This window comes from Nostoc sp. NMS4, assembly GCF_017115095.1.
Taxonomy (GTDB): Bacteria; Cyanobacteriota; Cyanobacteriia; order Cyanobacteriales; family Nostocaceae; genus Nostoc.
In genome coordinates, this window is the sequence record NZ_JABXKI010000249.1 from 1 (window position 1) to 15234 (window position 15234).

The window sequence follows — 15234 nt, forward strand, 5'->3', positions numbered from 1 at the left end:
CTGGAGGCTGGGAACCAGTCAGGGCATGTTTGGTAAAATAACCAAAACGCAAACATTCACCAGAGGTTACAGACTATGCGTCTCTGCGGTTGGTTAAATTGATTTACTTAGATTGAATTTACATTGATATAGCTGCCCCTGTAGTCGGCTTCGGAGGCTGAACCTGAGCAGTTATTCGCGCCCGATACAACTCTACTAATTGTTGTTCGGATTTCAATAAATCCTGGTAAATTTCTTTGAAAATAGCTGTTGCTACTGGGTCGGTGAACATCGCAGCCAAATTACCAATGTCGCCAATACCAGTTTGTACATCCCCTAAAGCGGAACGTAACTGATATATGTCATCACTTCCGGTAAAGGCTGTTTTCACCTTGGCATATTGATTGGCAATATTTGATCCTAAAGAGGGTTTTTCACCCAAATGCTGAAGATAGGTTTCCAGTTTTGCAATGTGGCGTTGCTTATTAGCAATGATTTGTTGAAAGAGTAATTTAACTTCGCTATCTGATTCCTTTTCAAAGTACTTATCAAATGCTTCTAGTGAATAACGTTCACCAGTAAGAGCAGTATTTAAACCTCTAGCAATATCACCCTTAGTTGAGCCACCCCAAGCATCAGCTAGTTTCCACCATTCAGCAGTTATGTCTTTTTCATTTGGTAATGCGGCATCTTTGCCACCATAACCCAAACGGCTCAAAATTGCTGTGGTGAAAATTGCCAAGTCTCCAGGTTCACGAGATGTAATCAAATTCCCGTCAACTACCAATGGCTCATCTAAATAATTTGCACCAGCGTTAGTTATATCCTTGGCAATAGCAATAAACCCAGTGGCTTGTTTGCCTTTGAGCAAGTCGCTTTCAATCAAAAGTTGTGGACCGTGACAAACAGCAGCGACTAATTTACCTTGTTGGATAGCCTCTTGTACGAAACGCACTGTATTAAGGTTCCGCCGCATTTTATCGGGAGCCATCCCACCGGGAATTACTACTGCATCGAAGTCAGCTGCGATCGCTTCCGTTGTCGTACCATCAGCTTGGACGCTAAGTTTGCCGCGTTTCCCCTTATATTTTTCATTCATTCGGGAACCAAGGACTACTACCTCAAATCCTGCTTGTTTTAGTCCATTATAAGGTACTGTAAATTCTGCATCCTCTACTGCTTGTTCAATGAGGATAGCAACTTTTTTATTACCGGAGTGATTGTTAAGTTCAGTCATAGATGGTATTACGTGCTTAATTTCTAGTTTTTCACTAGCTACAACAATAATTTATCGATTAAGATCGATTAAGACAGTTAAACAGCCAGATTTCTTGCTGAATAAATAATTTTTAATTACTTATCATTATCTGCCCCCGTTACTCAAAATTATTTATGAATTTTATTATTTAGCATTTAGGTAGTTAAAATATGAAGTTAAAATGCTAAACTTACAAATTTCGTTTGTCTCTGTCTATTTGGGTTGAGCAGAAAATAGTTATGAGTAAAAAGTCAGCTAATGAATGAGTAATTTCGGTTTGATAACTTCTAACTCATAACTTCCTAACTACAAGTTCCTTGACCATGAATTCATAGTTACAATGTTATGATGCGATCGCTATCTTAGCGTCGTACCCAGGGGATAGATTATTTTATTAGCTATACACCTCTAGTTAGACAAATTGGTGACAAGAAAACGTTATTGTAATAATGCACAAAAGGGTTAATATCATGGCAAAAAAGAATCATAATGACAAAGCTGAAAGTAATGATTTGCCACAAGAGATTACCGAATCCTACGGTACTGGTGTGAAAGAATTGCCGGGATACAATATTGGCGGACGCTCCATGCAGGATGAAAGAGACGAGTACACAGAAACTAGTCCGAAACTGACTGGTGGGGATGTCGATGCTTATTGGCAAGATGCAGATGCAGTTGGAGATGAAGCAGTTGGTGGTAGTACTTCCACTCCCGATAAAAGTGTAACTGAGGACTTAGAAGCAGCAGTGGGGCTAGAAATGGCTGATTCTGAGTTCCTACATACCAACGATATTTTAGAGGATCGTGATGGCGATCGCTGGGAGTTAGATCCAAAGTCTTCTGAAGATTATCAAGATCGGTGAGAATAATTACCAATTGCAAGAAGCAACTAAATTAGCCACTATCTCAATTAGTTCTTCTGGAGCAATCGGTTTAGATACATGAGTGTCAAACCCAGCTTCCAAGGCACGGATACGAGCCTCACTATCAGCAAAGGCGGTTAAAGCAATAGCCGGGACTCGTCCACAATTATTTGCTTTAAGCGCACGAAATTTAGAGATAAAAGTGTAGCCATCTTCCCCAGGCAACCCGATATCACTAATTAAAACATCGGGTTGCAATTCGGACAATACATTGCGTGCATCTGCTGCTGATATCACTGCTACAACTGTTGCTCCATCCATTTCCAAGACAGTAGTGAGAAAAAAGCGAGTATCATCATCATCCTCAACTAGCAAGATATCTAAACCAGTAAGAGTTCCAGAAGTTTGCATAAGAAATGACATTTTATTTATCCTTACTTGCTATATTCGTAATTCGTAATAAAGAGAGTACAGAGCAAGCAGTGATTACAACTACGAATTACGTTAGCGAGTCCGCAAGCGTCATTATCAATTACGAACTCTTTTAACAAGAAATGATTTAACACCATAATTTCAAAAATATAGCTTGATGGTTACAACTGCTTGATCTATTTTCCTACTGGAAGACCACTTCACACAAATGAAATTTTGATTTTAAAAAAGATACGTATAGGAGCCAGTGGTGTGGGCAAGTTTCCTGACTTGAGCGAACTGACGTTGTGTTAACGACAGCGTAACGCACCCTTTGTACAGGATTTGCTGAAAAGGGGGATCTCCCTATGGGGGGGGATCTTAAGCAAACCATATTGATATTACTGATTTGTTTCTGGAAAGGTTCGGACTCCAACAAAATAATAGCGCCTACCTAAATACAGGTGGGCGCTATTGTTTTAATTTAAGTTCAGGGAAAAATCTAGTAATATAGATTCCCTGATTTTTACTATTAATTAATTCCAATTAAATTTCTTACAAAGCACTGCGGCTAGTTAACGCATTCCACAAGAACACGGCGATAATTGCACCCAGAACTGCCACTGCAATACCAGGAATACTCAAAGAGGGAGCTGCTAGAGCAAAGCTTCCCGTACTGAAGAATACACCCAAACTACCACCAATAAAAGCACCAACGATTCCTAATAAAATTGTTGCTAAAATTCCGCCGCCTTGATGACCGGGGTAGATAGCCTTGGCGATCGCACCAGCAATTAGACCTAAAACAATCCAAGCAAGAATATTCATTGTTTTTATTTGATAAACGTTTTTTAGTTGATAAATATACAATAGCAATCCAAATATTGACATTCAATCTACCACCAGAAGCAATTATGAATAGCCCTGAGGATGAACGCTGTTACTTCGCATGATGAACTCCCTGAATTGAGATGTCTATTGAAGAAGAATTCTGTTCGATAAAAAAAGCTCCTAGTTGGTCTAAAACCAGGAGCGAATAAATTCATTGCTTGATAATTGCAGTATATGCATTTTTGATCGTTTTTCTCATCTACTTGAAGAGTTAAGCTCAGGTTTGAAAACAGATACTCTTGTAGTTCGCACTTATAGTCAAGCGGTGGTAATGTCTGCTTGTGTATCTAAAGCGGAATTTGAAAAAATACTCCAGCACTCAGATGGATCAACGGTTAACAGTACTCATGTCAGGGTAGCGTTCACCTGCGGCCACATTTTTTGGTGCAACTGTTTCTAGTCGATTCAACTCTTCTTCAGTCAGGATAATTTCGGTAGCGGCAATATTTTCCTCCAAGTAAGTACGGCGTTTTGTACCAGGGATTGGGACAATATCTTCTCCTTGAGCGAATAGCCATGCTAAAGCAAGCTGACTAGAAGTTACTCCTTTTTCGCTAGCGATCGCTTTGACTTGCTCGACTAATTGCAGGTTTTTATAAAAATTCTCACCTTGAAAGCGAGGAGAATTTCGGCGATAGTCATCCGGTGCGAGATCGTCAGGGCTAGCGATCGCACCTGATAAAAACCCTCTTCCTAATGGGCTATAGGGAACAAACCCAATTCCTAATTCCCGCACAGTTGGTAAAATTTCATCCTCTGGCTCTCGACTCCAAAGAGAGTATTCTGTTTGCAGTGCGGTAATGGGGTGAACTGCTACAGCCCGTCGAATTGTCGCCGGGGCAGCTTCCGAAAGTCCCAAATAACGCACTTTTCCCAGCTTGACTAACTCGGCCATTGCCCCCACAGTATCTTCAATGGGGACAGTTGGATCTACGCGATGTTGATAATAAAGGTCAATCACATCAACTCCCAGACGTTTTAGCGAGGCATCACAAGCTTGATGTACATATTCTGGTGTGCCATTAACCCCTTTAAAACCACCATCTTCAGTACGGACATTACCAAATTTAGTTGCTAGAACGACTCGATCTCGGCGATCTTTAATTGCTCTGCCTACTAATTGCTCGTTGGTAAACGGCCCATACATATCAGCAGTATCAAGAAAATTCACACCCAGTTCTAACGCTCGATGAATTGTAGCGATCGCCTCATCTTCATCACGACCACTATAGAACTCAGACATTCCCATGCAACCAAGTCCGATAGTTGAAACTTCTAACCCTTGTTTGCCTAGCTTTCTGGTTCTCATAAAATAATTTCCTACTCAGTAATTGGTCTTAGAATATTACCCCTTTCAGCATTATCCCTTTCCCTTCCACCAAGTCATCTATTATTAGAAGTATTTACTGATTGCCAAGAGACAACTTTTAGCAAAAGTTCGTTAAGCACGCACAATAATGGTCGGTTGTCACATACACCAGTTTGATTATTATTCGTCAGAATGTAATGGTGCAATCTATTGCACTCTGACAAAAGCTAAGTACAGAGGTAAAATATGTTTTCTTTTTGGGGTAATCCATGTTGCGGAAGCGAACCTATTTCGCACAAAGCTAGCTTGGAACGGAAATTAAAATTTTTGATTTGGCTGCGAGATGATTTAGAGTCCAAACTGGCTGGTATCAATGCCTCTATTGATACTATTCGTCAGCAAATAGGACGTTCAGACTCACCTACTTAGAACTATAAAGCAATTCATCTCATCACCTACCCAATAAGCAGGTGATGAGATGAATTGCAAGTGAGTTGACGACTATCAACCAGTCAACTTAATGACACCTTGGCTCACTAGAGATTCAAGCTGAGAATGATGCTGTGTTTGCTCTCGTAGCAACTTAAGTTGCTCGTAACTGAGAATATGTAATCCTGGCCGGACAACATAACCTTCAATGGTAATGCTTTGTGGCTGTTTGCTGTCGGTGCGGTTGTAGCTAATTGAAGGCATATTTACAAAGGGCTAGTTAGAACTGATTTAGTAGAAGAGAGTTTGATTCTTCACTCTCTTACAGCTTCACACAAGTTTCTCGTGAAGGGTGGCTAAGGGTTGAGTTTTTCCCTCAATATTAAAAGAAACTATGGAAGTTCTCGTCGAAGATATATAAAAAACTTTATTTAATTAATCAATAGGTTATAACTAATAATTGATTGCTGAGTTGATTAGAAGGGGTTTCCTTTTTCTTTTCTTTGTCGTTGTAATGCTTCTTCGTACCACTCTAATTCATCCAAAAATTTACCAACTCTTTTGGGCAAAACAGCTTCCCGTGAAACACCTGCTTCATCCAGAGAGTCCGCAATTTTAGAAATAGTAAAAATGCTTGAAATAGTAGGCATTCCCATCTCTGATAGAAAAGAGCGTAATTGTATAGCTGCCCGCACTCCTCCAAAGCTACCAGTCGAGTAGGAAACAATGCCAGCAGGACGGAAAAAGTATTCTTCTAGATAGTGATCCATTAGATTGCTTAATCCTGGTTGAATGGAATGGTTGTACTCTCCGGCAACAACTATAAAACCGTCTGCGGTTCGGATATGCTCTGCCAGTTCTTCCATCTTTGCAGGAGCTTGACCTTTACCATATTCCTTATACATCCGGTCTAAGATGTCAAAGTTATACTCCTTTGCATCTGCAAAAATCACCTCATGGTTTCTTTGCTGAAGCTGGTCAATCATGAATCTGGCAGCTTTGATGCCTTGGCGATCGCTCCTGTAGGAACCATAGAATACTATTGTTTTGAATCTCACGATCAATAATTTTTAACAACTAAATAGTTTACACCAATCAGAAGTGATTAACCAGACTTGATATGACCCAGACATCTGTTGCAGTCAGGCTCACCATCAAAAATTGGGATATTTTACAAAAATATTTTTCAACGGTGATTTAAGTACAGCATTTGGGAACAATCTATGGAACTCAGGTTTTTGTAGGTACTTAGGTGATTTCTAAGTATCTACAAAAAGAAAACCAACCTGTTTAAAATGCAGCCTGAGTTTTCCCAAAAGGGAATAAATCACTAAACTTGCAATATCTATAAAAATGCTTAATTCGGAAATTCAAAAAGACCTTCGCCATAACTTTACTGTCAATGTTATTGAAAGTGGATTGTTTGGTTTTGGGAGTGGTTTTGCTTCATTTTTCACCATTCTCCCTCTATTTGTTAGTACTCTTACCGATTCGGCGTTGCTTATCGGTCTGATTCCAGCTATTCCACGTCTAGGCTGGCAACTACCTCAGCTATTAACAGTTAATAAAGTAGCTCGTCTACAGTGTTACAAACCAACTGTAATGTTATCGACAATTCATCAGAAGCTTCCTTTTTTGGGATTAGCAGTAGTGGCTTTGTTACAATTAAAACTCAATCATCAAATTATCTTACTGTTGACATTTGCCATACTCATTTGGCAAGGACTAGGTAGCGGGTTTAGCGCCACTGCTTGGCAAAGTATGGTTGCTAAAATTGTTCCCTCCAGAAAGCTTGGTATTTTTTACGGTACTTTAGCAGCAGCTGGTAATCTGATGAGTATTTGTGGTGCTGCGATCGCAGGTTTACTACTTAAGGAAATTGCTCAACCATTTAACTTTGCTCTGTGTTTTTTGTGTGCCAGTTTAGCAATGGCTCTATCTTGGTTTTTTATGTCTAGGACGCGAGAGCCAGTAAGCGCCACATCATCAGCCTTTGGAACTAGACGTGAATTTTTGGATAGTCTGAGTTTGATTCTCCGGTGCGATGAGAATTTCCGTTGCTTTACGATCGCACGTATGATCTCTCAATTAGCACTGATGCCACTTCCCTTCTATACACTCACTGCCGTACATCAATATGGGATGGGAGAAGCATCTGTTGGGTTAATTACTACTTTATTGATGGTGACACAAACTATTGCTGGATTGTTTTTGGGTTGGTTAGGCGATCGCACGGGTCGTAAGTTGGTTTTGCAAATTGGTTGTGTCGCCTGTGCGTTCAGTTCGGTTTTAGCTTGTTTGGCAACAAATGCCAGCTGGTTTTACTTGGTATTTATCGGAGCGGGAATAGGTATGATAGCTCTGCAAAATATTGCTGCGGTAATGACCTTAGAGTTTGGAAACCAACACCAACGACCAGCCTATATTGGTCTTGGTAATACCCTTATTGCCCCTGCTAGCATCTTTGCTCCCCTACTAGGTGGATGGATAGTGGAGAATATTGATTATAAAACTACCTTCTTAGTAGCAGCTATCGGTGCATTAGTTACAGCACTGGTTTTGCATATAGGAGTAAGCGATCCACGCTATCTTGAACAGAATTTTAATAACGATTCAGTGAATGTTTTGCCAGAGTAAAGCTGATATGAATGGCACTAAGAAAAGCCTAAAGACTATGTTGTATCCTCGTTATCCTCGTTCCCAGCCTCCAGGCTGGGAACGAGGCAACACAAGACTCGCTAAGATGGCATTAGAAATTTATCGTATTTGAGTATGACCAAGCAAGATACTCCACTTACAGGAGAGGCGCTGATTAAAGAAGTCTGTCGGCGAATTCGAGTAGCGCGCAGCTATTGGGATGCTCACAATAATGCTGCTTGTCGGGGTGAACGCGATCGCGCCTTAGCCCTTTACAATACCCTGACTAAAGAAGAAAAAGACCAGATTCCCCAAGTGTTGCGGGTGTGGTTGCGTTACCGCAGTGAAAAATATTTTGGCGCACACCGAACACCGCCAAAGTCAGCACGAAAATCAAAATTGTAAGTCGGGGGTTGTCGAGAGGCTAGTAGTCTGTCAATAAATAATTTATAGATAAATTCCCTGTAGAGACGGCGATTTATCGCGTCTCTCTAATCGTCAAAATGAATTTGACAGACCACTAAGCGATCGCAATAATTTCTATTTGGCACTACTAAGCTTATAACTGCGTCAACTATCTTGCAGCTAAATTACTGCATCAGTTTTTCTGATGTAGTAATTTAACGTTTATATGGAATTAATATAACCAATTAAGCTCATTTAATAAGCAGAAGTAATGACAACTCAGTTTTGGGAAAAAAGTAGAAAAATTAATCCAACTCTAACTAACTTACTATTTAAGCCTGTACGCAGACGAGTACTACTAGGTCTAAGTAAGCTACACGTAGCGAGTCAAGCAACATCGGCTTTGATTCATCAAGGTTGGTGGTTTCTGAAAAAACGTCTGCTGCCATTATTATGTCTAATATCATTCTTTCTGGTATTGCTACTCAACAGCTTTACCCCTGCCATTGCCCAACTACCTCCTCAACCCCGTCAGGAAATTCGGGGAGTGTGGCTAAGTGGTAACGATTTTAGCGTTTTTAGAAATCGTTCACAGGTGCAAGCAGCCATGAGCCAACTGCGGCAGCTAAACTTTAATACTGTTTATCCTGTAGTCTGGAATGATGGTTATACACAATACCCCAGTGCCATCATGCAGAAAAAGGGGATACCATTTTTCTTCAAGGGAGCAGATGGACAAGATGTAATTGCAGACATTATCACCCAAGCCCGCAAAGAAGGATTACTAGCAATACCCTGGTTTGAATTTGGTTTCATGGTTCCTCTAACTTCGGAACTCGCATCACAGCATCCAGATTGGCTAACACAAAAGGGGGATGGCACTCAAACTTCAATTAGTGCTGCGGGTGAAGTAGCGTGGTTGAATCCTTTTCACCCGGAAGTGCAAAATTTTATCAGGGAACTTGTCGTAGAAGTTATTACTAAATATGATGCTGATGGCATTCAATTTGACGACCATACAAGTTTACCTGTAGAATTTGGCTACGATAAGTACACGATTAGTCTATATACTCAAGAAACTGGCAATCCGCCACCACCTAATCCCCAAGCTCAAGCATGGATAAAATGGCGGGCAGATAAAATTACTGCATTCATGGTAGACCTCTACCAAACTGTGAAAGCCAGAAAACGGAATGCTATCTTTTCAGTTGCTCCTAATTACTATAATTTCGCCTATAAAATGCAACTGCAAGACTGGCTCAACTGGGTACGGTTGGGTATTGTCGATGAGTTGGTTATGCAGGTGTACCGTAATGATTTGGAAAGTTTTATCGCTCAAATTACCCGCCCAGAAATTTTAGAAACCCAACAAATCATCCCAACTGGTATCGGTATTATGGCGGGGTTACGAAATCGCCCAGTTGCCATACCACAAATCAAATCTCAGGTAGAAGCAGCACAACAACGCGGTTTAGGTATCGGCTTTTTCTACTACGAAAGCCTTTGGGATATTGCCCCTGAACCAGCAGCACAACGCCAGTCGGCATTTGCGGCTCTTTTCCCAAATTCAGCATTGCGCGATATCTCGCAAAATATAGCCCGCAAGCCAACTTTTAACACCATAACCTTACCTTTATATCCAAAACCTTCCCTTGGGCAACGTGTTCGCGGCTATTTTTTGGAAGTTGCGATCGCAAATGGTCAACCAAAACGTATTTTATTAGATACAGGGTCAGCAGGGCTAAGAGTTCCCAAGGAGTTTTTAGGTAATTCTCCGATTCAAAGAACAGGTCAAAATATTAAGGAGGTATTAAGCGATGGTACTATCCTGGAAGGAGAATTAGTTTATGCTAATGTTGAGTTTAGTTTAATTCCCACCGCCGAACCTGTTCCCGTACAGATTGTTACTAGTCGCCAATGTACTGCCGAAAAACCTAAATGTTCAGCAAATAGTGGTGTACCATTTTCGGGAATTGTCGGTGTTAACTATTTTGAAAAATCACTTCTCTATAACCCGTTAAGAAAGTTATCAGGAAATCTGAGTAACGGATTTATTGTCGTTGGCAATGGTGCTAGTAACAAAAATGGCAGCCTAATTCTCGGTTTAACTGCTGAGAATCAAGCAGGTTTCAAAATGGCTACTTGGAGTCAACAACCCGAAATCAATGGTGTCCCCGGTAAAAGATGGGACTCTCGACTGAGCAAAGTTTGTTTAACTCTTGCCGGGAGTTCTGCAAAAAATTCGTGTAATAGCAGAGCGATCGCTGATACTGGAACTATTAATGGTTTGACTGAATTCAAGTCAGCTTCTACAGCAGGTAAACTCAAACCAGGAGCATTACGTTCAGCAAATGCCGTGAAAGTAGGAATTAACGGTATTTTTGATTACAGTTTGACACCAGGAACCCGTGACGGATTTAATCGCTGGAATTTGAGTATCTCGCCACAAGCAGAACTGCCTATATTTGTCAATCCTGGAATCGCCTTGTTTGATAAATACGATGTACTCTTTGACCAAGTTAATGGTAAACAGGGTTTTCGCAGTCGGCGGTAAGAAGAATCTTTATATCGCAATACAGTTCAGTTAAGCAATTTTTTCCTTCTCCTTCTTTTCTCTGCGTCCTCTGCGCCTCTGCGGTTCGATAAATTACCCAAATAAACGAACCACAGAGACACAGAGAAGCCAGCGCGTTGCGGGGGTTCCCCCCGTTGTAGCGACTGGCGCGACACAGAGGAATGAGGAGGAGAGAGTTTTTTGGGTATTTTTTTATTTGGAGGTTTATTATTGTGCCTCTTGAGAAAAATCGCACATCGCGCTAGTCTTCATTGACAACTGCACGCTGTAACATTAAGCGATGACAAATCAACTTTCTCCAGTAATTCCCTCTTGCACTTGGAGCCGTCCCATCGGCTTAGGCTGGGATAAACCTTATACCGTCCGCTACGCAAGTAATATCGATGATGGCCCTTGGCATGGTATGCCTTTGGGTGGTTTTGGTGCAGGTTGCATCGGTCGTTCTTCACGCGGAGACTTTAACCTGTGGCACATCGACGGCGGTGAGCATACCTTCAAAAACGTTCCCGCTTGTCAATTCAGTGTGTTTGAGTCTAATAGTGCATCTTCCCAAGCCTATGCTTTATCTACCCAAGCCCCCGATGATGGCACTCTCAAAGCTTGGCAATGGTATCCGACAACTCCCGCCACAGAGGGGACGGGCAATTATCATGCACTATTTCCACGTAGCTGGTTTGTGTATGAAAATGTATTTAAAGCACAGTTGACTTGTGAGCAGTTTTCACCAATCTGGGCAGGTAATTACCAAGAAACTAGCTACCCTGTGGCAATATTCCTCTGGAATGCCCACAACCCCACAGATGCACCGATTACTCTGGGCATTATGCTCACTTGGCAAAATATGGTGGGCTGGTTTACAAACGCTCTCAAATCTCCCGAAGTGCGGGTGCGCGATGATGGTAGTCCGGTTTACGAATACCAACCGCGCTGGGGCGAAAGTCAAGGAAACTACAACCAGATAGTTGAAAATACACAACAGTTTGGCTGTCTTTTAGGTCGAGTTGCTAGTAATGAACCTTTGCAAGAAGGCGATGGAACCTGGTGTATTGCGACCTTGAAACATCCCCAAGTAGAGGTATTCCACCACAGCCGATGGAATCCTGAAGGAACGGGTGAAGAAATATGGGAAAGCTTTGCTAAAGATGGTTCTTTGCCCAATTATGTTGATACGACTCCAGCAACAGAGAATACACAAATCGGGGCTGCGATGGCTACGCCGGCAGCAGGCATCGCAATCCGTTTCACTCTCCAACCAGGCGAAACTCTCGAAATTCCCTTTGTCCTCGCTTGGGATTTGCCGATTACAGAATTTGCCGCCGGAGTCAACTATTATCGCAGATATACAGATTTTTTTGGTAAAAATGGAAACAACGCTTGGGCGATCGCATCGACTGCTTTAACAGAATACCAAATCTGGCGATCGCAGATTCAAAGTTGGCAAAAACCGATTCTCGACCGAGAAGATTTGCCCGACTGGTTTAAAATGGCTCTATTCAATGAGCTTTACGACCTCACAAGCGGTGGTACTCTCTGGAGTGCAGCATCAGAACTTGACCCAATCGGTCAGTTTGCGGTACTGGAGTGCTTAGATTATCGTTGGTATGAAAGTCTAGATGTGCGGTTGTATGGCTCTTTTGCCCTACTGATGCTGTTTCCAGAATTAGAAAAGTCGGTGATTCGAGCATTTGCACGGGCGATTCCTCAAGGCGATGATACTCCCCGAATCATTGGCTATTACATGACAATTAAGGCAGAAAGCCCGATTGCAGTTCGTAAAATTGCAGGTGCAACACCCCACGATTTAGGCGCACCGAACGAACACGTCTGGGAGAAAACCAACTACACCAGCTATCAAGACTGCAATTTATGGAAAGATTTGGGTAGTGATTTCGTCTTGCAAGTATACCGTGATTTTTTGCTCACGGGTGCTGACGATGTGGAATTTTTGGCAGATTGCTGGAATGCGATTGTTCAAACCCTCGACTACCTAAAAACCTTTGACCTCGATGGCGATGGGATTCCTGAAAATTCTGGTGCGCCTGACCAAACCTTTGATGATTGGCGATTACAAGGTGTCAGCGCCTATTGTGGTGGGTTGTGGTTGGCGGCGTTAGAAGCTGCGATCGCAATTAGCGATATTTTATTAACTTACCAGATAGGTAACACAACAGAGTTGGCGGCGCAAAAATCCACTTATGAAACTTGGTTACAACAATCTCTTCCTATTTACCAAGAAAAACTCTGGAATGGGGAATATTACCAACTTGATAGTAAAAGTGGTTCTGATGTGGTAATGGCAGATCAATTGTGCGGACAATTTTACGCTCGTCTGCTGGACTTACCTGATATTGTACCGAGCGATCGCGCCCTTTCTGCCTTGAAAACTGTTTATGATGCTTGCTTTTTGAAATTCTGCAATGGTGAGTTTGGTGCTGCTAATGGTGTTCGTCGTGATGGTTCACCAGAAAATCCTCAAGCGACTCATCCCCTAGAAGTTTGGACGGGGATAAACTTTGGGCTGGCGGCTTTTCTCGTGCAGATGGGAATGAAAGATGAAGCATTGAGGTTGACGCAAGCTGTGGTGCAGCAAATTTATGAAAATGGTCTGCAATTTCGCACCCCAGAAGCTATCACCGCAACTGCTACTTTCCGCGCTAGCACTTACCTCCGGCCAATGGCGATTTGGGGAATTTACTTAGTTATTAATTGATTGATTATCAAAGCGGTTCTCGTTTTGATGCAGCGCACTTAAGGGCGTACAGATGTGCGCCCCTACAAACGGTCGTATTCCACGTATAGTATATGCCTTAGGGAACTCCAAGAAATAAATTATCCAATATTGTGGGGTGGACATCTTGTCCGCCCCTAGCCAAGAGCGGACAAGATGTCCACTCCACAATAAATAATTGAATATTTTTGATCAGGAAGTGCGTTACCAAATTTAACCTGTCTTCATCTGAGAAAGCAGAGTTTAGGTTTATGATTTTATTTTCCGAGGGTTTCCGGAAGCGAACGATAATTTCAGTAATGGTAAGAGTTGAAGCATTGAGAATTCAAGACTACTGTTTCAAAAAATGCAAATATTACTGGCTTTAGCTATAAATATTGCTAATATTTCCCAGACTACGTTCACAGCAGGATATGAAGCGCTATGAGTGAGGACGTATTATTAGTAAGTTGGATTAATAGTATAACCCGTGGATAGCTCATTGTCAAGTAATTCATTGTGTAGTTGTCTAGAGAGATAAAGGCGATCGCATATTGATTTTTGATCTTCTACCACCATTTAGCCCAATTGCTACTGCATTTGTAATCTCAATTGGATAAATCTCTTAGAGGATGTTTGAAAAGTGGTGTGTTGTGATTTTAATCGAATTATTACCCCCCTTAATCCCCCCTTCTAAAGGTGGGAAACAAGAAAATCCGGTTCCCTCCCCTTTATAAGGGGAGGGTTAGGGTGGGGTAAAAATATTTGATACATCAATCATGACTTTTCAAAGATCCTCTTAGATATTCATAATTAACTTAATAACATTCTGTATTAATTAGCTTTCTCTCTATTCTAATTTTGTCCAGATTTAGCCAGCGAGACTTTTCGAGTCAAGGTATCGATTCGCTGATGTTTTTCTGGACTTATTTAACGAGCCTTAAAACTATCTACGGATATTATTACTAACCAGTAAAATTCTTGAGCAACTGGGTTATTTATAATTACTTTCCAGTCGCAAGCAAATACTTGCGATCGGTTTACAGCGATTTTATTTAGATACGCTAAAGTTGTAGTTTTTATAAACCAATAAAGACAAGGCTAATAAGTATCATTGTCTAATCGAACTTATTGAAAAATAGGTTCAATCCTATGACTGTGAACGGTTTCGCTCTCTATTTCCTAATATTTTTATCACTTGTTTTACATTCTAGTTAATGGTAATATTTTCTAGTGACTCGACAATAATAAAGGTTTTAAAATCATATCGGGTGAGGGGTAAGACCCCTCAAGAATTAACAAAGGGGGACAAAACTAAAAGCTGCACAATCCATAAGTAAGTATCTAAATGTATTCGGTAAATTTGACCTATAAATCTACTACGCTAGTAGATGACATTAACGACAAAAAATAGTATAAATACCAATGGTATTGTTAACGCTCAAAGATAAATATAGTTTCTCTCTTAGTCTAAAAAAATCTGCAAACTTCCCGGAAATTGCCTAATTCAACAGTAGTAAGAAATATAAGCGTGTGAACCAATAAAATTTATTTACTTAGGGGTTTTTATCCCTTGTAAACATCCAACACCGCTCTATTGCTGATAATTTCCCACAAGCAATTCAACACCAAAAATCGCAGAAAAGAAAATAGTTTACTTTATCCAAGATAACTAAACACTATGATGAATCAAGACATTGCTGGTATTAGTAATAACTTAGATAAGACAGTGAAAGCTCAACAATTTGACAAAGTAGTTGAAGCAATTCT

At 41.1% G+C, this 15234-nt stretch carries 12 protein-coding genes; 6 read left to right on the forward strand and 6 right to left on the reverse strand.

From position 1 onward, the window contains the following. Positions 1-118: 118 nt before the first annotated feature. Positions 119-1216, reverse strand: coding sequence for a DJ-1/PfpI/YhbO family deglycase/protease (locus HWQ37_RS22315; protein ID WP_292750950.1), 1098 nt, complete (start codon positions 1214-1216; stop codon positions 119-121). A gap of 491 nt (positions 1217-1707) precedes the next feature. On the opposite strand from HWQ37_RS22315, the gene HWQ37_RS22320 reads away from it, so the two are divergent. Beyond that, on the forward strand, positions 1708-2100 hold the full coding sequence (locus tag HWQ37_RS22320) for a DUF6335 family protein (RefSeq protein WP_292750952.1): 393 nt from the start codon (positions 1708-1710) through the stop codon (positions 2098-2100). A 6-nt stretch (positions 2101-2106) separates the two neighbouring features. On the opposite strand, the gene HWQ37_RS22325 is transcribed toward HWQ37_RS22320, so the two are convergent. The 3 genes from HWQ37_RS22325 to HWQ37_RS22335 form a co-directional block, all read right to left on the reverse strand. Further along, positions 2107-2511, reverse strand: coding sequence for a response regulator (locus tag HWQ37_RS22325; RefSeq protein WP_465249714.1), 405 nt, complete (start codon positions 2509-2511; stop codon positions 2107-2109). A gap of 555 nt (positions 2512-3066) precedes the next feature. Continuing rightward, positions 3067-3339, reverse strand: a complete 273-nt coding sequence (locus tag HWQ37_RS22330; protein WP_292750956.1) for a GlsB/YeaQ/YmgE family stress response membrane protein — start codon at positions 3337-3339, stop codon at positions 3067-3069. 391 nt (positions 3340-3730) lie between these two features. Then, positions 3731-4711: an aldo/keto reductase gene (locus HWQ37_RS22335; protein ID WP_292750958.1), complete on the reverse strand. Its 981-nt coding sequence runs from the start codon at positions 4709-4711 to the stop codon at positions 3731-3733. 246 nt (positions 4712-4957) lie between these two features. Between HWQ37_RS22335 and HWQ37_RS22340 the strand changes: the two genes are divergently transcribed. Further along, entirely contained in the window at positions 4958-5140 is a 183-nt protein-coding gene (locus HWQ37_RS22340) for a hypothetical protein (RefSeq protein WP_292750960.1), read from the forward strand. Between the two features lie 75 nt (positions 5141-5215). Here the strand turns inward: HWQ37_RS22340 and HWQ37_RS22345 are convergent, their stop codons facing one another. After that, positions 5216-5404 carry a hypothetical protein gene (locus HWQ37_RS22345; RefSeq protein ID WP_094350851.1) on the reverse strand — a complete coding sequence of 63 codons (189 nt, stop codon included), beginning with the start codon at positions 5402-5404 and terminating at the stop codon, positions 5216-5218. A 212-nt stretch (positions 5405-5616) separates the two neighbouring features. Continuing rightward, positions 5617-6198, reverse strand: coding sequence for an NADPH-dependent FMN reductase (locus HWQ37_RS22350; protein WP_292750963.1), 582 nt, complete (start codon positions 6196-6198; stop codon positions 5617-5619). Between the two features lie 295 nt (positions 6199-6493). Between HWQ37_RS22350 and HWQ37_RS22355 the strand changes: the two genes are divergently transcribed. From HWQ37_RS22355 to HWQ37_RS22370, 4 genes are all read left to right on the forward strand, one after another. Further along, entirely contained in the window at positions 6494-7777 is a 1284-nt protein-coding gene (locus tag HWQ37_RS22355; RefSeq protein ID WP_292750965.1) for an MFS transporter, read from the forward strand. A gap of 135 nt (positions 7778-7912) precedes the next feature. Continuing rightward, positions 7913-8182, forward strand: coding sequence for a Precorrin-3B methylase (locus HWQ37_RS22360; RefSeq protein WP_292750967.1), 270 nt, complete (start codon positions 7913-7915; stop codon positions 8180-8182). Positions 8183-8453: 271 nt separating this feature from the next. After that, positions 8454-10736 (forward strand): glycoside hydrolase family 10-like protein, encoded by a 2283-nt coding sequence (locus tag HWQ37_RS22365; RefSeq protein WP_292750969.1) that lies wholly within the window; start codon positions 8454-8456, stop codon positions 10734-10736. 301 nt (positions 10737-11037) lie between these two features. After that, entirely contained in the window at positions 11038-13467 is a 2430-nt protein-coding gene (locus HWQ37_RS22370) for a GH116 family glycosyl hydrolase (protein ID WP_292750971.1), read from the forward strand. The last annotated feature ends 1767 nt before the right edge of the window (positions 13468-15234 follow it).